Source organism: Azospirillum cavernae, from assembly GCF_003590795.1.
Classification (GTDB): domain Bacteria; phylum Pseudomonadota; class Alphaproteobacteria; order Azospirillales; family Azospirillaceae; genus Azospirillum; species Azospirillum cavernae.
In genome coordinates, this window is sequence record NZ_QYUL01000002.1 from 1,240,178 (window position 1) to 1,258,454 (window position 18,277).

Genomic DNA, 18,277 nt, shown 5'->3' on the forward strand with positions numbered 1-18,277 from the left:
CCGGATCTTCATTTCGCACAGCCGGGTTGATCGGCACTATACGTATCTGGGAAGGTCGTTTCGCGAACCGTTTGATATGGCACGAGGGAGAGCGCCGCATGGCCCGTTTCACCACCATTCTGTCCTTGTCCCTGCCGCTGGCGCTGATGGCTGGCGCTGCGGTGGGACAAACCGTCGCGGACTACAAAACCGCGCTGGAGACCGCTCCGGTCGCCGACGCGGCGGGCTGCCGCACGCTGAGCAATTACGTCTACACCTCGATCCCCGACGGCAAGCGCGCCGAATGGGTTCTGCCGCTCGTGACCCTGAACGGGACCGAGAATCCGGTGATCGGGCAAAAGCGCGAGGCCTGCGCCGAGGCGCGCAAGCAGCCGTTGATCGCCTTTGACGGCGGCACCGGCGAGCAGATCGTGACACCGGCGGAGGCCTACAAGGATCCGGTCGATCAGCCCTATTACCGCGACCCGACCCTGCCGAACGAGGCGGCGACGCCGCGCGCGGGCCGGGCGCTGCGCCGCGTTGGCACGCCGTAATTCCTCCAGCGGCGGCGCGGGGGCGGCGTAAGGCTAATCCCGCACGCCGTAGCGGATCAGATGCCGCGTCATGTCCGCCGCGCTGAGCGGAAAGGCGCGGCCCTGGCGGGCGTTCAGCATGGCGCGCGGGTTGATCCCGGCGGCGCGCGCCTGAATTTGCATGGCGCAGCGCATGGAAAAACCGGCGCGCCAGACCAGCGCCGTCACCGCGTGGGGATCCTGCGCGGTCAAAATGCGTTCCACCACCTCCGGTGCCACGCGGGCGCGCAGGGTGAGCGCGGTGTGGACAAAGCCGGTCTCGTTCCAGGACAGGGCGTCGCCCAACGCGGTTTCGTTCAATTTGCCTTGGCGGTGCAGGCGGACCGCGCGGCGTTCCGGGCTGTCGCCCGAGTCGGCGGCGTCGGCCCAATCGATCCGGCGGCGGGTGGCGGCGGCGATCTCGGCCACCGTCGCGTCGTCGTAATCGGTGCGGCCTCGCAGCGCCTCCACCACCGTCAGGTCGATGAAATCGGCCAAGCGCACGGCCAGACGGCGGGGCAGGGCCGGGCGGCGGGCCAGCTTTTCCTGCCATTCCGGGTGATGGGCCGACTCCTCGACCAGCGTTTCCAGCGTCGCCTCGGCGATCACTGCGCCGTTGTTGTCCAACAGAACCCCGGTGGCGTCGGCGTCGCCGCTGCCCGCGATGGCGTCGGCCAGCGACGCGCCGACCCGGTGCCGTCGGGCGATGGCCGACAAGGCCCAGCCCGCCGGGGCGCTGGCGACGATGTCCAGCAAATCCTCGTCGGTCAGGGCGGCGCAGCAGCGCAACACCGGCTCGGCCACCGTGCGCTCGACGTCGCGGGCTAGGCTGCGGACGACGGTGGGCGGCGCGCAGGCGACATCCTTGATCGAGGTCGCCAAGGCTTCGCGCACGCGGGTGATGTGGTCGCGGGCAAGCTGCTCCAGGGCGCGGACGGCCACGTTGGTGACGGTGTCGGCCCCGCCGGGCGGCAAATCGGGCAGCAGGCGGCAGAGTTTTTGCGCCAGCGAGGCGCGGACGCTGGCGTCGCCCATCCCGGCCAACCGCGATTCGACCAGCGCGTCGCCGACTCGTTGACCGACGCTGCGGGAGGCTGATGGCGCGGCGGGCGGATGCGGCGCGGCAAGAACCGGAACAGGAAGGCTGGGGACGGGCTGGGCCGGTTCGTCCGGTCCGTCGAACAGGTAGGACAACAACTCGGGCGCGACGCCGCCCTCGCCCTCCGCGTGGGCGGGCGCGCCCGGCTGTGGCGGGGCGGGGGCGCGCCGGGCGGTCACGGGACCGCGCGCTTGAGTCGGAGAAACCCGGTGTCGGGCAGGGGGGCGGGCATCATCATGCCTCCATCGGACGCTGTTTGGGTTAACGGTCGCCTAATTCGCCATCGCTTCGAGTCGTCCGTCAACGCCGTTTGGCCGCCGGGGTCGCCCCCAGCATCGGGCGTTGCGCCAGCATCGGACGGGGTGCCCGCCGTCCGCCCAGCATCTGGACCGGCTGCGCCTGTTCCAGCTTGTGCTTGTCGAACTGGTCGAAGATCCGCATCAGATTGTCCGAGGTGCCATCGCCGTAATGAATGTCCACGCGCGCGCGGTCCAGCTCGCTGCGCAGGCTGTCGCGCAAGCGCCCGAACATGGTGTCGAACAGCGTGTCGAAATGGGGGCCTGCGAAGATGAATCGCTTGTCGCGCAGCAGGTCGGTCATCCGCCGCATGAAGGTTTGGCGCTGCTGGTGGAATTGTCTGAACCGCAGCATCACGCGGACAAACATGGTGTCGACCAGAACCGCCAGCGAATCCTCGCGGCTGATCCGGCTCCAGATCTCCTCGTCATGGTCGGTGCCGATCTGGTTGTAGATGGTGATGGCGTTGGCGTTCAGCGCTTCCCATTCCTTTTCATAAAACAGGCCGCTGATGCTGGTTTGCAGGCCCGACGCGATCACTTGGGGAAAGACCTCGCCGCTGATTGGATCGACGCTTTCCGGCACTTTCAGGAGGACAGTGGAGAACATCAGCCGCGTCACGAAATCCCGTCGCCGTCCGTCGGGTTTGAACACCATGCGCGGGGACTCGCCGCCGCTCCCGCACCCCCCGCCCTGGCAACGCGACGCCATGGCGCAGGATTGGCAGATGTTGGCGAACAGGGGGAGAACCGTGGGCCAATGCGCCATCATCAGCCCCATGGCGCGGGTGAACTCCTCACGCGACAGGGCGCCCTTGGCGGCGAATTGCGGCTCCAGCGCTTCCTGAAAGGTGCTGACCAGAACCTGAGCGGTGCGGTGGTGGCGCACGAACGGCGGTTGATCGGTCGACATCCTGGAACGCTCCCTTGGCTCCGCTGCCGCAGGATGGCGGCGGCAACGGAACAAAGTGTCGCGCATTTTATTCAAATGCACCTGTGATCACGATCACAGAGGGGCGATGATTCTTGCGTGGTCGGTCGGGCCACGGTTGGGCCGGGCAGAAAAAAAGGCCGCAACCCAGAAGGGTGCGGCCTTTGAAGTCTAGGGAGGAAACGCACTGCAAAATGCAGTAACGAGCCGGAGCATAGGACCTTCGACGTGTTAGCGATACCACGCTTTTGGAATTGGTGCGGTGCGGCATTCGCATAGCGGAGTGTGGAATAATTCCTTTTGTGCGCAAGAAATATGCAAATGAACAGGGTGTTGCCCAATACGTAAACTTTTCCTCAAAGAGAGGGTCCGCAAACAATTGATGGTGTTGACGGTCAATCCTTCCGGGGCCGCGACAGGCAGATACGATATTCTGTATCAGCCCTTTGCCTTTTGCTATCGGTTTCCTGTGGGAAACACTTATGCGGAACTGAGAGGCAAACGGGTTTCGCTGTTCAGCGCGCTGTCGATGACGCGCGGCCCGCGCGACACATGGTCAACATCAGGCAGGCTGGCGGCGCGGATGCCGACGACCAGATCCCATTGGCGGTTGACGCTGTGCGGGGAATGCGGTTCCGGCAGGCCGCGAATTGGCGGGTGGCTCGGGCGCGTTGCACGATGGCGAGCGCGCGTCTTGGCGCGCCGCCGTCCTTTCCCTCCCCCACGCTGGCGCAGGGGAGGGGAAGGCAAGGGCGGGAAAGAAGCGTCAGACCGCCAGCTTTTCGCGGATCAACGCCTTGGTTTCGGCGACGCCGTAAAGCTGGATGAAGGATCCCATGCGCGGGCCGGTGGTCTGGCCCAGCAGAACCTCGTACAGCGCCTGGAACCACGCCCGCAGTTCGGTGAAGCCATGGGCCTTGCCGACCTCGAACACCTCGTTCTGGATGACGTCGGCCTTGGCGTCGGCGGGCAACTCGTCCAGCTTGACCAGCAGGGCGTCCAGCGCGGCGCGCTCGGCGTCGGTCGGGGCGCGGAACTGTTTGGTCGGCTTGATCTGGTCCTGATAATAGCGGACGGCGTAGCCGATCATGCTGTCGAGGAAGGGGCTGTTTTCCGGCGTGGCGTCGGGCGCGTAGCGGCGGATGAAGCCCCACATGGTGTCTTTGGTTTCGGCGTTCGCCGCCGCCGCCAAATTCAGCAGCAGAATGAAGGACACGTCCGACCGCACGGCGGGCGGCTTGCCGCCATGGATGTGCCAAGCCGGGTTTTCCAGCTTGCGGGCCGGTTCCTCGCCATGGACCTTGTCCACAAAGGTCAGATACTCGTCCACCGCGCGCGGAATCACGTCGAAATACAGGCGCTTGGCCGATTTCGGCTTTTGGAACATGTACAGCGCGAGGCTTTCCGGCGGCGCGTAGGCCAGCCACTCTTCCATCGTCAGGCCGTTGCCCTTCGACTTGGAGATCTTCTGGCCCTTGTCGTCGAGGAACAGCTCGTAATTGAAGCCTTCCGGCGGCGTGCCGCCGAGGATGCGGCAAATCTTCCCGGCCAGTTCGGCGGACGGGATCAGATCCTTGCCGTACATCTCGTAATCGACGCCCAGACCAAACCAGCGCATGCCCCAATCGGGCTTCCATTGCAGCTTCACATGGCCGCCGGTGACGGGCAGTTCGACCTTCTTGCCGTCCTCGTCCTGGAAGACGATGGTTCCGGCCTCCGCGTTTCGTTCCAGCATCGGCACCTGGAGAACCCGGCCCGTGGCGGGCGAGATCGGCAGGAACGGGCTGTAGGTCGCCTGCCGTTCCGTCCCCAGCGTCGGCAGCATCACCGCCATGACCTCATCGTAATGGCGCAGCACGCCAAGCAGCGCCTCGTCGAAGCGGCCGGACTTGTACCAGTCGGTGGAGGACTGGAACTCATACTCAAAGCCGAAACCGTCGAGGAAGGCGCGCAGGCGGGCGTTGTTGTGGGCGCCGAAGCTGTCATGGGTGCCGAACGGGTCGGGCACCTGGGTCAGCGGCTTGCCCAGCGCGGCGGCCACCATCTCCTTGTTGGGGATGTTGTCGGGGACCTTGCGCAGCCCGTCCATGTCGTCGGAGAAGCAGAACAGCTTGGTGGGCAAGTCGCTCATCGTTTGGAAGGCGTGGCGGACCATGCTGGTGCGCGCGACCTCGCCGAAGGTGCCGAGATGCGGCAGGCCCGACGGGCCATAGCCGGTCTCGAACAGGACGTAGCCTTTGGCGGGCGGCGCTTTGCTGAAGCGCGCGACCAGTTTGCGCGCCTCCTCAAACGGCCATGCCTTCGCCTGCAACGCCAAATCCCGTTCGCCGGTCATTGTCGGACCCTTTCAACACCAAAGAAACACTGCTTAAGAGGGCGACAACCCTAGGGCGGCGCGGGCGTTCCGTCAACCGCAGGACTTGCGGCAAAGCCGCCGGAGGGCCATGTTCCCCGGCTGGTCTTGCGAGCGAGTGACAGTGATGAGCTGGTTTTATCTGGTCGTGGCGATTGTCTTTGAAATCGTCGGAACCTCGGCGATGAAGATGTCGGACGGCATGACGCGGTTGTGGCCCGCCCTGGTGGTGGTGGCCTGCTACGGCGCGGCCTTCACCCTGTTGGCCCAAGCCCTGAAAACGATCGAGGTCGGCATCGCCTACGCGATCTGGTCGGCGGCGGGAACGGCGGCCATCGCCGCCATCGGGGTGTTCGTGTTCGGCGAAAGTCTGAGCGCGCTGAAGGTGGCGGGCATCGCCCTGATCGTCGCCGGGGTGGTCAGCCTGCACATGGCGGGCGGCCACGCCTGAGGGCGTTTTCAGCCCGCAAGCGCGGCCCCGATTTCGCTCAAATGGCGGGAACCGGAAAGACGCTGGTCTGGCGGGCCATCCGCTCCACCACATCCGCCGAACCGGGACGGCCCAGCAGATAGCCTTGGGCGACGTCGCAGCGCAGATGGCGGAGTTGGTCCAGCGTGCCGTGATCCTCGACGCCTTCCGCCACAGCGGTCAGGTTCAGGCTGTGGGCCATCTGGATGACGGCGGCGGTGATGCGGGCGCTGTCGTGGTTGCTGCACAGATCGGCGATGAAGGATCGGTCGATCTTCAGCTTGTCCACCGCCAACTGTCCGATGTAGGCCAGATTGGAATAGCCGGTGCCGAAATCGTCGATGGACAGTTGAACGCCCAGCGCCTTGACCTTGCGGATGTTGGCGAGAACGATGTCGGTGTTCTCGATCAGCATGGATTCGGTGAGTTCCAACTCCAGGAACAGCGGATCCAGGCCGCTGTCGGCCAGCGCCGCCACCACCGTGTCGGCCAGATCGGGGCGTTGAAGCTGGCGGGCCGACAGGTTGACGGCGACGGTCAGCGACAGGCCTGCGGACTGCCATTGCGCCGCCTGGCGGCAGGATTCACGCAACACCCACTCGCCGATGGGGACGATCAAGCCGCTGTCTTCGGCGATGGGAATGAAGGCGCCGGGCGGGATCATGCCGCGTTCGGGGTGGTTCCAACGCACCAGCGCTTCGGCGCCGATGACCAAGCCGCTGTCCAGATTGACCTGTGGTTGATACTGGACCAGGAATTCGCCGCGCTCCAGCGCCCGGCGCAGGCCGCTGCGGGTGGACAGATGGGCGACCGCCTCCACGTTCATCGCCTCGGCGAAGAATCGGTGGGTGTTGCGCCCGCTGGATTTGGCGTGGTGCAGGGCGGTGTCGGCGTTCTTCAGCAGGGTCTGGAAATCAGCCCCGTCGGTCGGCGTCATGGCGATGCCGGTGGACAGGGTGATCGTCAGCTCGTTGCCGTCGATGTCGAAGGGCGCGGTCAGCGCCTCGTGCAGGGAGGCGACGGTTTCGACCACGGAATCGGTGTCGGCCAAACCGGACAGCAGCAACAGGAATTCGTCGCCGCCGGGGCGGCTGACGGTGTCGGTGTCGCGCACGCAGGTCTTCAGCCGTTCGGCGACCGCCCGCAACAGCAAGTCGCCGACGCTGTGGCCCAGTGAATCGTTGACGGCGCGGAACTGGTCGAGGTCGCAGGCCAGCAACGCCACCATCCGACCGTTCCGTTCGGAGCGCGCGATGGCCTGCGCGGCGCGGTCCTGCACCAGCAGGCGGTTGGGCAGCAGGGTCAGCGGGTCATGGTGGGACAGGAACTCCATCCGCTCTTGGGCGGATTTGCGTTCGGAAATGTCGCGCACCACCACCAACAGGCGGCGGTCGTTGCCGTCCAGCGCGGCCCGGCGCATGCTGATTTCCACCCAGAACAATTCGCCGTCCAGGGTGCGGGCGTGCCATTCGAAGATCTGCGATTGTCCAGACGCGGCCTTGCGCACCCAGGCGGCGGCGTCGTCCAGCGTGTAGGGGGCGATGCCGGAGCTGAGCATGCCGATGTCCAGAGCCGCCACCGGGTAGTCGCCCAGCCGGTACATCTCGACCATCCGGCGGTTGACCTGAAGGATGACCGTGCTGTCCAGGTCGTGGATGAAGATGGCGTCGTTGACGTTGTCGAAGATGGTGCGGAACTGCTCTTCGCTGACCGACAGGGCGGCGACGGCGTCGCGCAGGCTTTCGGTTTTGGCGGCGACCTGGCGGCGCAGGATGGCGTTCCAGGCCAGCGTCGCCACGCCGAGAATCAGCACCGGAATCAGGATCTTGCTCAACAGCGCCAGACGGTTGGCGTCGAGCACGCCGGTGATCTTGCGGCCATACCAGCGGTCTTCGATGGCGCGCCGCTCTTCCGGCGTGATGCGGTTGAAGCCCTCGGTGATGAGGGCGCGGAGCGCCGTGTCGCCCTTGCGCACCGCCCAATGGAGTTCGCCGTTGTACAGCGGTTCGGTGAAGCGGAAACGGTCCTGGATGCCGTATTTGGTCAGAAAATAGCGGGCGGACGGGTCGTCGATGCAAAAAACCAGGATGTCCTGGTGAATCGCGGCGTCGATCAGCGAGGCGAAGCTGGGGTAGCGGCTGATGCTGATGATGCCGTGGTCGTTCAACCAATCAATGCAGGCGTCGCCGTTCTTCACCCCCACCGTGTAGCCGCGCAGAGACGCCGGGCCGGTGATTCCGCTGAGATCCGCGTTGAAATAGATCGGCACGTCCAGCTTGGCGTAGGGGGCCGAGAAATCGAGCGTGCGGTCACGGGCGGGCGTGCGGAAAATCGTGTCGATGACGTCGGCCTTGCCCTGCTCCACCATTTTGACGGCAAGGCTGAGGTCGGTTCCCACCAACTCCACCGCGACGCCGGTACGCTCCGACCACAGCGCCCACAATTCCTGAAGCATGCCCATATGGGCGCCTTCGGAATCGCGGAAGCTGAAGGGCGGGTAATTGTCGTCCAACGCCACCTTGATCGACGTTCGCGTGGCCGGAGAGGCGGTGGTCGACGTCGGATTGGCCTGCGCCGGGCCGATCAGGACAGCAACCGCCACGCACACGCTCAGCGCGAGAGCGGCGCAACGCGATCCCAATCCACGGCGAGACGGAACGGCAGGCATGGGTCCCCGGTTGATGGCTGAAGCGGTGGCGGGAGATCCGGCGAGACAGGCGGGGCCGCCGACGACCGACAGTCCCATCCCCCTTGCCTTCGGGTCAAGCCTACTCCGTTTGTTGTGTTGCGGCAACGAACGGTTCGTCAGAGGGGTTGGATAATACATCCGGCGGTTCGTAATAGCCCTTAAAGCAATATCCTTTGTTGAACTACCGGCGAAATTATCGAACTCGACAATCGAACATCTCGACTTTCATTGGTCGCTTTGCTACGGATATTGATGAAGCCCAAGGCAGCGATGCGGAGACGGCCAGTGCACAAAACACAGGCAGCGGTGTTTGGACTGCGGGTTGGGCACAGCACGGTCGCGGATGTCTGGAAAGCGGCCTGCGAGGACATTGTCGAGTGCACAGGCGCAACACGCGCCAGCGTGTGGGTGTTCGACAGTTCTTATCAAAGTTTGACGTGTGGAAATTTGTACGACGGCGCTCGTAGGCTGCATTCTCCGGGGGATGTTCTGCTCCGCAGCCAGTATCCCGATTATTTCCGGGCCATCACCAACAACGCCAAGGTTGTTGTGCGGGACGCTTTGACCCACCCCGCGACCAAGGGGTTCGCCGACGCGTATTTTAAGCCAAAGGATGTGCGCAGCCTGCTGGATTTCATCGTCCTGCACGAAAATGTCGCGGTCGGCGTGCTGTGTTGCGAGCAGTCCGGGGCGGAGCGGGACTGGACCCCGGCCGATGTCGCCTGTCTGCAAGGGATTGCGATGCTGATTGGCACGGTGTGCGGCCTTGCGGATGGCGAGGATGATCCGACGCCGACGCCGACCGAGCCTTGACGGGCGGTCAGCGGGCGCAGTCTGCCAGCCCATCGCGTTCCACCACCGCCATCCGCCGTTCGATGATCGCCGCCCGGCGGGCGACATAGGGGCCGGGGCTGGTGGGCGACCAGTGGCGCGGGCTGGGCAGCACCACGGCCAACAGGGCGGCCTCGCGTCGGGTCAAGGCGGACGCTGACTTGCGGAAATGATGGCGGGCGGCGGCCTCGGCCCCATAAACCCCATCGTCCCATTCGATGATGTTGAGGTAGACCTCCAGAATCCGCCGTTTGGGCCAGAGCTGTTCAATCAGCAGGGTGAACCACGCCTCGGCCCCCTTGCGCAGCCAATCGCGGCTGGGCCAGAGAAAGGCGTTCTTGGCGGTCTGTTGGCTGATGGTGCTGCCGCCCTTCAGCGGTTTGCCGTCGCTGTTGGCCTCGAACGCGGTTTCGATGGCGTCCCAATCAAAACCGCCATGCCCGCAAAAGCTGGTGTCTTCCGAGGCGACGACGGCGCGGACCAGATGGGGCGAGAGCGCGTCGAGCGACCGCCACTCGCGGGCCAACCCGGCCCCGTCCGTCGCCGCGCGGATCAGCATCAACGGCGTGACCGGCGGCGCGACCACGCGATAGAGCGCCGTCCAGGCGACCGACAGCGCCAGCAGCCCGAACAGCCCGATCAACGCCCCCCGCGCCAGCCTACGCGCCATCCGCCGCATTCCGCCCGTCACCCCTGTTGACCCGCTCCTTTCAATGCAGGCGTTTGCGGTCGTCCGTCAACAACCGGCGCTCGCTTTGCCGGGCGGCTGCGCCCTATAGTGCCGCCGATGGACACGACGCCGTTTCCCGCCCAGCTTCCCCAGCTTGACGACGCGCCCGCCCTGGTGGCCGGGGCGCGGCTGGTCGTCGCTTTGTCGCTGGATGGCGAGTTGGAGGAGTTGACCTTCGCCGCCGCCGCCAAGCGGGTTCGCCGTCAGGCGCCCTTGCTGTGCCACGCCCGCGCGTTCGCCCGCCGTCTGGGCGTCGATCCCTTTCCGGCCTTCGACGTGCTGGAGCTGTTCGCCTTCGTCCATCCCGCGCGCTTTTGCGTGCCGACCCCGCGCGGCGTGGCCGAAGCGCTCGACCTGCCGATCCCCGAGGGGCATGAGGCGGAGGCGCTGGCTCTGCAACGCGCGGTGCGCCGCCTGCTCGGCACGCTGGCCGCGCCGGGGCGGGAGGAGGCGTCCGACCCGCTGGCCTTCGCCTGGGAGATGGGCCGGGCCGGTTGGCCCTGGGCGCCCGCCGTGCTGGCGGCGCTGGGCAAGCCCGAGGGGCCGGAGAAGGGCGCCGCCCGCGCGGGCCTGCGCGTCTGGACCAAGATCAAGGAGTGGGAGGAGGGGGCGCCCCTGCCGCCCCCCGCGCAAAATCCGGTGGAGCCGGAGGAGGCGCGCCGCCGTCTGGCCGTCATGCTGTCGGCCCTGGTGCCGGGCAAAGAGGCCGAACCGCGCCCGCAGCAGGCCGATTATTCCAGCGCCGTCTCCGCCGCCTTCGCCCCGCGCACCGCCCCCGACACGCCGAACGTGGTGCTGGCGGAGGCCGGAACCGGCGTCGGCAAGACCCTGGGCTACCTCGCCCCCGCCACCGTTTGGGCGGAAAAGAACGGCGGCACCGTCTGGATCTCCACCTACACCCGCAACCTGCAACACCAGATCGACGCCGAACTGGATCGGCTCTACCCTGATCCGGCGACCAAGGCGCGCAAGGTGGTGCTGCGCAAGGGCCGCGAAAATTACCTCTGCCTGCTGAATCTGGAAGACGCGGTGCGCGCCATGCATTTCCAGGCCAACAGCGGAACCGGGGCGGGGGGCGCCGTCGGCGTCGGGCTGATGGCGCGCTGGGCGGCGGCGACGCGCGACGGCGACATGACCGGCGGCGATTTCCCCGGCTGGCTGGTGGACATCGCCGGGCGCGGCCCAACCCTGGGGCTGGCTGACCGGCGCGGCGAGTGCATCTATTCGGCCTGCGACCATTACAGCCGCTGCTACATCGAAAAGAGCGTCCGGCGCGCCCGCAAGGCCGACGTGGTGATCGCCAACCACGCGCTGGTGATGATCCAGGCGGCCTTGGGCGGCGGCGAGGACGCGACCCTGCCCAGCCGCTATGTCTTTGACGAGGGGCATCATGTCTTCGACGCCGCCGACAGCGCTTTCGCCGGGCATTTGACCGGGCGCGAGACGCAGGAGCTTCGGCGCTGGCTGCTGGGGGCGGAGGAAACCGGGCGCAGCCGCGCCCGTGGCCTGAAGCGCCGACTGGACGACATAGTGGCGGGCGACGAGGAGGCGTTGGCCCTGCTCGACGCCGTGCTGATGGGCGCGCGGGTGCTGCCGGCGGAAGGCTGGTCGGCTCGTCTGGCCGGCGACAACCCGCAGGGGCCGACCGAACGTTTCCTGATGCTGGCGCGCCAGCAGGTCTACGCCCGCACCGCCGGGCAAGGCGGCCTCTACAGTCTGGAGGCCGACAAGGCCTATCCGGTCGATGGGCTGATCGATGCGGCGACCGCGCTGGACGAGGGGCTGGTCCGCCTGTCGGAGCCGGTCGAGGCGCTGTCCCGCCGTCTGGCCGCCCGGCTGGAGGATGAGGCGACGGAGCTGGATTCCGACCAGCGCCGCCGCATCGACGCCCTGTCGCGCAGCCTGCACCGGCGCGGGACGCTGACGGTCGAGGCGTGGCGGTCGATGCTGCGCACGCTGGCCGTCGAGACGCCCGCGCAATTCGTCGATTGGTTCGCGGTGGAGCGGATCGAGGGGCGCGACATCGACGTCGGCCTCTACCGCCACTGGATCGACCCGACGGTCCCCTTCGCCGAGGCGCTGGCCGGACCCGCCCATGGCATGGTCGTCACCTCGGCGACGCTGACCGACGGCACCGGCGACGTCGGGCAGGATTGGCGCGCGGCGGAGGATCGTTGCGGCGCCTCGCATCTGCCGACGCCCGCGCTGCGCGCGCAAGTGCCCTCGCCCTTCGATTACCCCAACCACACCCGCGTGTTCGTCGTCACTGACGTGCGCAAGGATGATCTGGGGCAGGTCGCCGCCGCCTACAAATCGCTGTTTCTGGCGGCGGGCGGCGGCGGTTTGGGGCTGTTCACCGCGATCAACCGCCTGCGCGCCGTCCGCGACCGCATCGCCGAGCCGTTGGACGCGGCGGGGATCCCGCTTTACGCCCAGCATGTCGATCCGCTCGACGTCGCCACCCTGATCGACATTTTCCGGGGCGACGAGCACGCCTGTTTGCTCGGCACCGACGCGGTGCGCGACGGGGTGGACGTGCCGGGGCGCTCGCTGCGCCTGATCGTCTTCGACCGCGTGCCCTGGCCGCGCCCCGACATCTTGCACCGCGCCCGCCGCGACGCCTTCGGCCGCCGCCGCTACGAGGACATGATCGCCCGCTTGCGCCTGAAGCAAGCCTTTGGCCGTCTGGTCCGCCGCGCCGACGACACCGGCGTCTTCGTCCTGCTCGACCCAATGATGCCCAGCCGCCTGTTCGGCGCCTTCCCCGAAGGGGTGGAGGTCAAACGGGTGGGCTTGAAACAGGCGGTGGAGGAGACGGCGGCGTTTCTGGCGCGGGGGTGACTCGGCGCATGTCCAATATAAAAAATATAAGCATGGATAATTCTGCAATGAGGTGAGAAATGACTCCAAAAGATTATTATGAAAACATAGTAAAAACAAATATTTCAGTCTATATGGATTGTGAGAGAAAAATATCAAATTTGTCACCATCGGGTGATAGTGAAGAGATGAATAGAGTGAAAAAATTGCTAATGGCAGGGGCTTATAACGCGGCTGTTTCATTAAATCATGTTTCTGACTATGTTTTCGAGGAGTACTATGAGACTGAAAAGATTGCTGAAAGAGATATTTTTAGTTTTCGTAAATATTTAGGGAAAACAGTGAGCGAAGATATAGTTCTTTTGAACGAGATCGCAAATGCGTTCAAACATCACCGCTTAAGGGGTGGAAAGAAAGTGGAGATAATTTTCACTCGCCCTGTCCGAGGATCTGACAATATTAAGATTGGGAAATCAGAATGGGGAGAGCTGCCGTGGGGGGAGTTCAAATTTGGGGGTGAGGAGCAGGTATCAATTCATTTGGAGAGTGGAAAGAAGCGTGGTCTTTACAGGATTTTGAAGAATGTTGAGTCAGCATGGGATGGTATTTTTTCCAAAGGAATATATTAATTCGCTCACTGTATAAATTATAGTTTAATTTTAAATATTTTTCCAAAATAGGTTGAATTTATCTAACTCAAACAAAGAGTGCTGGGAAGCGAGTTTCTTAACGCTTTGCTCTACTTGAGCGTAGATAGCCAGCATCCCGACAAGACATGATCGCCCGGCTACGCCTGAAGCAAGCCTTTGGCCGTCTGGTCCGCCGTGCCGACGACACCGGCGTCTTCGTCCTGCTCGACCCGATGATGCCCAGCCGCCCGCTCGGCGCCGTCCCCGACGGCGTCGAGGTCAAGCGGGGTGGGCTGAAACAGGCGGGGGAGGAAGCGGCGGCGCTTTTCCGCCGCGCTTGGCCCAAGGCGCCGTGGCGCGAATCAAAGCTCCAGCTTCTCGGCGCATGAGCGCGTTCTGGGCGTTTCCGCGCGCAGGCTTCAGGTGTATTTCGCGAACAACCCCGTCAGATAGTTGCGGCGTTCTTCCAACTGGGCCGGGGTGGAGGGCGTTGGCATGGATTTTGACAAAAGCTCCCGAAGGGACGGTTTGTCCTGATCGGGGTTCGGTTTGAATTTTATCTCATAGATTCCGGGGGTGTTTGTTGGAATCAGTTCTTCAATCTCGGGAGGGCGGAACGCATCGCGTATGAAGGACGAGGTTGTTTGGTCGGGCTGTCCGCTGAAAATCGGTTTGATGATGGCGTCGTCCAGTGAGAATGCGCGGTCCTTGGAAACGCGCGATTCGGCGCCGAAGGACTGTTCGTTCACCAGCGCCGTGGCGTCGCGTTCGCCGATGGGGCGGATGGCGCGGTCCAGATCGCCCAGATTGAAGGAGGTCGCCTTCAGCTTATAGACGGCGTCCCCCTCCTTGTGGGTGCTCATCAGGCGCGAATCTTCGAAATCCATGGTGAAATGGCGGGTGATCCCCGATCCCGGAGCCAGGCGATTCAAAACAGGATTCATGTCCCGCGCCTGCAATTGGGTGGACAGATCTTTATAGGCTTGCGATCCCCGCTCGCCGTTGCGTTCCATCTCCGTCAAGCTGTTGACCATGCCGGAGCGCCGCTCCAGCATCGTCCGCAACGCGCCGTCGATTTGGCCCGATGTCGCGCCCTTGAGCCGGATTTCGGCGGTGTCGTTGGAAAACATGCGCCCCATGGAGGCGAAGGCGTTGCGTCGCGCCTCTTTCAAACGCTGTTTCAGCGCGTTGTGAACGTCTTCGCCGGACAATTGGCCGCTGTCCACCAGCGCGGAAAGCTGGCCGCGCTGGTCGTCGGACAGGGCGTTGAAGACGGTCAGGGATTCATCGTGCAACGACTTCGCCAACGGGCTGAGCGAGACCTGATCTTGCGGAGACGACGCGGCGACGCCGGTTGCCGCCGCCTTCGGCGCGGTCGTGGTCGTCGTTGAAAGAGACGGGCGGTTGACCGCGCCGACCACGCTCCCCGGAACACTCGCGACGCCCATGCTGCTGTCCTCCGTAGGCCCCAGCGGACAAGAAAATCATCCGCATTTCTATTTTTATAACTTGCCGCAACTGTGCGTCAATCTGAGAAAACACTTATCAACATAAGGAAAATGCTTAGATCTAGAAGTATTTCTTCGTCGTCAGCCATGTCCGTGTGCTTGGTGTTTGTTTGGAAGGGCGTCGACCCGGTTGGCGGCGCGCGCTCTTGCGCCCCCACCCACCCGATTGCCAGCGCCCGCCGTCTGTGCGACGGTGGCGCTAAGATTTCCTTCACCATGACGAAGCAGCCCGCGCCCGCGCCATGTCGACGAACATCGAGGATCTCATCGCCAAGGCGATCAAGGACGCCGACAAGTCCTTTTTCAACGAGGATTACGTCAAGCAGGCCAAGGCCGTGACCAACGCCTTGAAAAAGGCGGGGTATGAGGTCGCGCCGGTCAAGCCGCCCGAAGGGCTGGTGGAATGGGCCAAGGAGAATATCCCCTTCGGTCGCCTGCGCCCATCGGAACTGATTACCCAAATGTACTCGATGATGGTCGAGAATGTGCGGCGGTTCGACAAGTAACGCGCGCCAGTCCTCAAGCGCCGCTTTTTGCTGGTAATACCACGAACAGCGAAGGCCGTTTCTTTTCAGCCACTTCCCGCGCCATGCCAAAATCGTCACATCCCGGCCCCCACCGTTGACTCGGATGCTGCGGGAGCGTAATTCATTGCGCCAACCAATCGGAGCGGAAAACCGTTCCATCCCCAGGGCACGCACCACCCAGCCATCGCGGCGCTCGTCATGTCGCGCCGCGATCGGCCGCCGAACAGAGGACGACGCAATGGCAAACGGCAGCGGTCGGCCGCTCTCCCCGCATCTTCAGATCTACAAACTCCCGTTGACGGCGGTTTTGTCCATCACGCACCGCGTCACGGGCGTGGGGCTGGCCGTCGGCACCCTTCTCCTGACCTGGTGGCTGGTCGCCGCCGCCGTCAGCCCCGAAGCCTTCGCGCGCGCGCAGGGCTTCATCGGTTCAGGTTTCGGCCTGCTGCTGATGTTCGGCTGGTCGGCCGCGCTCTATTTCCACCTGTGCAACGGACTGCGCCATCTGGTGTGGGACGCGGGCAAGTCGTTCGAGCTGGCGGACGCCGAGCGCAACAACAAGATCGTGCTGGGCGCCGCCGCCGCCTTGACCGTGCTGACGTGGGTCGTCGGCCTGGCCGTGTGGTGAGGAGAGAACCCATGACGTCCACCCCCTCAAATCTGCGTTCGCCGCTGGCTCACGCTCGCGGCCTCGGGTCGGCCAAGGACGGCACCGAACATTGGTGGAGCCAGCGTCTGACCGCCATCGCGCTGGTCCCGCTGACCATCTGGTTCGTGTTCGGCGTCATCCGCCATCTGGGGGCCGATTACGCGGCCTTCCACGCCTGGATCAAGTCGCCCTTTTCGGCGGTGATGATGATCCTCGTCGCCGTCGTCACCTTCCATCACGCCCAAGCGGGTTTGCAGGTGGTGATCGAGGACTATATCCACAGCGAGTGGCGGAAGCTGGCGGCGCTCATCGCCGTCAAATTCCTGTCCTTCGCGCTGGCGCTGGCCTGCGTGCTCGCCGTCGCCAAGATTTTCATCGGAGCCTGACGACCATGGCGACCGCCTATCAGATCATCGATCACACCTATGACGTCGTCGTCGTCGGCGCCGGCGGCGCGGGTTTGCGCGCCACCTTCGGCATGGCCGAAAAGGGCCTGAAGACGGCGTGCATCACCAAGGTGTTCCCCACGCGCAGCCACACGGTCGCCGCCCAGGGCGGCATCTCGGCGGCGCTCGGCAACATGGGCCCGGACGATTGGCGCTACCACATGTACGACACCGTCAAGGGGTCGGACTGGCTGGGCGACCAGGACGCCATTGAGTATATGTGCCGCGAGGCCATCCCGGCGATCATCGAGCTGGAGCATTACGGCGTGCCGTTCTCGCGCACCCCGGAAGGCAAGATTTACCAGCGCGCCTTCGGCGGCATGACCGCCGAATATGGCAAGACCCAGGCCTACCGCACCTGCGCCGCCGCCGACCGCACCGGCCACGCCATGCTGCACACGCTGTATCAGCAGTCGTTGAAGCATGAGGCCGAATTCTTCGTCGAGTATTTCGCGCTCGACCTCATCATGGAAGACGGCGTCTGCAAGGGCGTTCTCGCCTGGAACCTGGACGACGGCACCCTCCACCGCTTCCGTGGCCAGCTCGTCGTGCTGGCGACCGGCGGTTATGGCCGCGCTTACTTCTCGGCGACCTCGGCCCACACCTGCACCGGCGACGGCGGCGGCATGGTCCTGCGCGCCGGCCTGCCCTTGCAGGACATGGAGTTCGTGCAGTTCCACCCGACCGGCATCTACGGCTCCGGCTGCCTCATCACCGAAGGCGTGCGCGGCGAGGGCGGTTATCTGACCAACTCGACCGGCGAACGCTTCATGGAGCGTTACGCGCCGTCGGCCAAGGATCTGGCGAGCCGCGACGTCGTGTCCCGCTCGATGACCATCGAGATCCGCGAGGGTCGCGGCGTTGGCGAGCACAAGGACCACATCCATCTGCATCTTGAGCATCTGCCGCCCGAGGTCATCCACCAGCGCCTGCCCGGCATCGCCGAGACGGCCAAGATCTTCGCGAACGTCGATGTCACCAAGGAGCCGATCCCGGTTCTGCCGACCGTCCATTACAACATGGGCGGCATCCCGACCAACTTCCGCTGCGAGGTCGTCAACCCGACCGCCGAGAACCCCGACCAGGTGGTTCCCGGCCTGATGGCGATTGGCGAAGCGGCTTGCGTGTCGGTCCATGGCGCGAACCGCCTTGGCTCGAACTCGCTGCTCGATCTGGTGGTGTTTGGCCGCTCTGCCGCCATCCGCGCCGCCGAGATCGTTCAGCCGGGCAAGACTCCGTCGGTCAAGGACAGCAGCACCGACGCGGCGCTGGAGCGGTTCGACCGCATCCGCAACGCCAAGGGGTCGATCAAGTCCGCCGATCTGCGCCTGGAGATGCAGAAGACGATGCAGAACAACTGCGCCGTGTTCCGCACCGGCGAGGTTCTGAACGAGGGCGTCAAGCTCATCGATCAGGTCTTCGCCAAGAAGGGCGACATTTCGATCAGCGACCGTTCGCTGGTGTGGAATTCCGATCTGGTCGAGGCTTTGGAGCTGGACAACCTGCTCTATCAGGCCGTGGCCACCCTGCATTCGGCGGAAAACCGTCCGGAGAGCCGTGGCGCCCACGCGCGTGAGGATTATCCGAACCGCGACGACGTGGATTGGATGAAGCACACAGCGATCTGGGTGGGCGAGGATGGCAAGACGACGTTCGGCTATCGTCCGGTCCATCTCTACACGCTGACCGACGAGGTCCAGGTGTTCCCGCCGAAGCCCCGCGTGTACTAAGGCCCCGCTCAAGGCAAGG

15 protein-coding genes and 1 pseudogene are annotated in these 18,277 nt (G+C 64.7%); 10 read left to right on the forward strand and 6 right to left on the reverse strand.

The annotated features are described in order from the left end of the window. Positions 1 to 98 precede the first annotated feature (98 nt). A complete protein-coding gene (locus D3877_RS17240) occupies positions 99 to 533 on the forward strand; it encodes a hypothetical protein (protein WP_119831935.1) in 435 nt (144 codons plus the stop codon). 33 nt (positions 534 to 566) lie between these two features. Here D3877_RS17240 and D3877_RS17245 read toward each other — a convergent pair whose 3' ends face one another. The 3 genes from D3877_RS17245 to D3877_RS17255 all read right to left on the reverse strand — a co-directional run bounded on the left by D3877_RS17245 (position 567) and on the right by D3877_RS17255 (position 5,212). Beyond that, positions 567 to 1,829, reverse strand: a complete 1,263-nt coding sequence (locus D3877_RS17245; protein ID WP_119831936.1) for a DUF2336 domain-containing protein — start codon at positions 1,827 to 1,829, stop codon at positions 567 to 569. Positions 1,830 to 1,950: 121 nt separating this feature from the next. Then, complete coding sequence (locus D3877_RS17250; protein WP_119831937.1) at positions 1,951 to 2,859, reverse strand: hypothetical protein; 909 nt, start codon at positions 2,857 to 2,859, stop codon at positions 1,951 to 1,953. Between the two features lie 784 nt (positions 2,860 to 3,643). Continuing rightward, complete coding sequence (locus D3877_RS17255; protein ID WP_119831938.1) at positions 3,644 to 5,212, reverse strand: lysine--tRNA ligase; 1,569 nt, start codon at positions 5,210 to 5,212, stop codon at positions 3,644 to 3,646. 145 nt (positions 5,213 to 5,357) lie between these two features. Here D3877_RS17255 and D3877_RS17260 point away from each other — a divergent pair, with 145 nt between their 5' ends. Then, a complete protein-coding gene (locus D3877_RS17260) occupies positions 5,358 to 5,681 on the forward strand; it encodes a DMT family transporter (protein WP_119831939.1) in 324 nt (107 codons plus the stop codon). 37 nt (positions 5,682 to 5,718) lie between these two features. Here the strand turns inward: D3877_RS17260 and D3877_RS17265 are convergent, their stop codons facing one another. Next, positions 5,719 to 8,301, reverse strand: a complete 2,583-nt coding sequence (locus D3877_RS17265) for an EAL domain-containing protein (RefSeq protein WP_238474934.1) — start codon at positions 8,299 to 8,301, stop codon at positions 5,719 to 5,721. A 372-nt stretch (positions 8,302 to 8,673) separates the two neighbouring features. Between D3877_RS17265 and D3877_RS17270 the strand changes: the two genes are divergently transcribed. Then, complete coding sequence (locus D3877_RS17270; RefSeq protein ID WP_158599937.1) at positions 8,674 to 9,201, forward strand: GAF domain-containing protein; 528 nt, start codon at positions 8,674 to 8,676, stop codon at positions 9,199 to 9,201. Positions 9,202 to 9,208: 7 nt separating this feature from the next. On the opposite strand, the gene mtgA is transcribed toward D3877_RS17270, so the two are convergent. Further along, positions 9,209 to 9,889 carry a monofunctional biosynthetic peptidoglycan transglycosylase gene (gene mtgA, locus D3877_RS17275; RefSeq protein ID WP_420796901.1) on the reverse strand — a complete coding sequence of 227 codons (681 nt, stop codon included), beginning with the start codon at positions 9,887 to 9,889 and terminating at the stop codon, positions 9,209 to 9,211. Positions 9,890 to 10,006: 117 nt separating this feature from the next. On the opposite strand from mtgA, the gene D3877_RS17280 reads away from it, so the two are divergent. The 3 genes and pseudogenes from D3877_RS17280 to D3877_RS17285 form a co-directional block, all read left to right on the forward strand. Further along, on the forward strand, positions 10,007 to 12,790 hold the full coding sequence (locus D3877_RS17280; protein ID WP_119832521.1) for an ATP-dependent DNA helicase: 2,784 nt from the start codon (positions 10,007 to 10,009) through the stop codon (positions 12,788 to 12,790). Between the two features lie 59 nt (positions 12,791 to 12,849). After that, the gene (locus D3877_RS29500; protein ID WP_147395219.1) at positions 12,850 to 13,398 is read left to right on the forward strand and encodes a hypothetical protein; all 549 of its coding nucleotides are present in this window, start codon (positions 12,850 to 12,852) and stop codon (positions 13,396 to 13,398) included. Between the two features lie 143 nt (positions 13,399 to 13,541). Next, positions 13,542 to 13,787: pseudogene (locus tag D3877_RS17285) on the forward strand (helicase C-terminal domain-containing protein); the annotation flags it as partial. Positions 13,788 to 13,817: 30 nt separating this feature from the next. Here the strand turns inward: D3877_RS17285 and D3877_RS17290 are convergent. Continuing rightward, positions 13,818 to 14,846: a hypothetical protein gene (locus tag D3877_RS17290; RefSeq protein ID WP_119831943.1), complete on the reverse strand. Its 1,029-nt coding sequence runs from the start codon at positions 14,844 to 14,846 to the stop codon at positions 13,818 to 13,820. A 302-nt stretch (positions 14,847 to 15,148) separates the two neighbouring features. Here D3877_RS17290 and D3877_RS17295 point away from each other — a divergent pair, with 302 nt between their 5' ends. From D3877_RS17295 to sdhA, 4 genes are all read left to right on the forward strand, one after another. Next, entirely contained in the window at positions 15,149 to 15,412 is a 264-nt protein-coding gene (locus D3877_RS17295) for a hypothetical protein (RefSeq protein ID WP_119831944.1), read from the forward strand. A 259-nt stretch (positions 15,413 to 15,671) separates the two neighbouring features. Further along, positions 15,672 to 16,061 (forward strand): succinate dehydrogenase, cytochrome b556 subunit, encoded by a 390-nt coding sequence (gene sdhC, locus D3877_RS17300; RefSeq protein ID WP_119831945.1) that lies wholly within the window; start codon positions 15,672 to 15,674, stop codon positions 16,059 to 16,061. An 11-nt stretch (positions 16,062 to 16,072) separates the two neighbouring features. Beyond that, positions 16,073 to 16,468 carry a succinate dehydrogenase, hydrophobic membrane anchor protein gene (gene sdhD, locus D3877_RS17305; protein ID WP_119831946.1) on the forward strand — a complete coding sequence of 132 codons (396 nt, stop codon included), beginning with the start codon at positions 16,073 to 16,075 and terminating at the stop codon, positions 16,466 to 16,468. A 5-nt stretch (positions 16,469 to 16,473) separates the two neighbouring features. Next, positions 16,474 to 18,258, forward strand: coding sequence for a succinate dehydrogenase flavoprotein subunit (sdhA, locus tag D3877_RS17310; RefSeq protein ID WP_119831947.1), 1,785 nt, complete (start codon positions 16,474 to 16,476; stop codon positions 18,256 to 18,258). Positions 18,259 to 18,277: the final 19 nt, after the last annotated feature.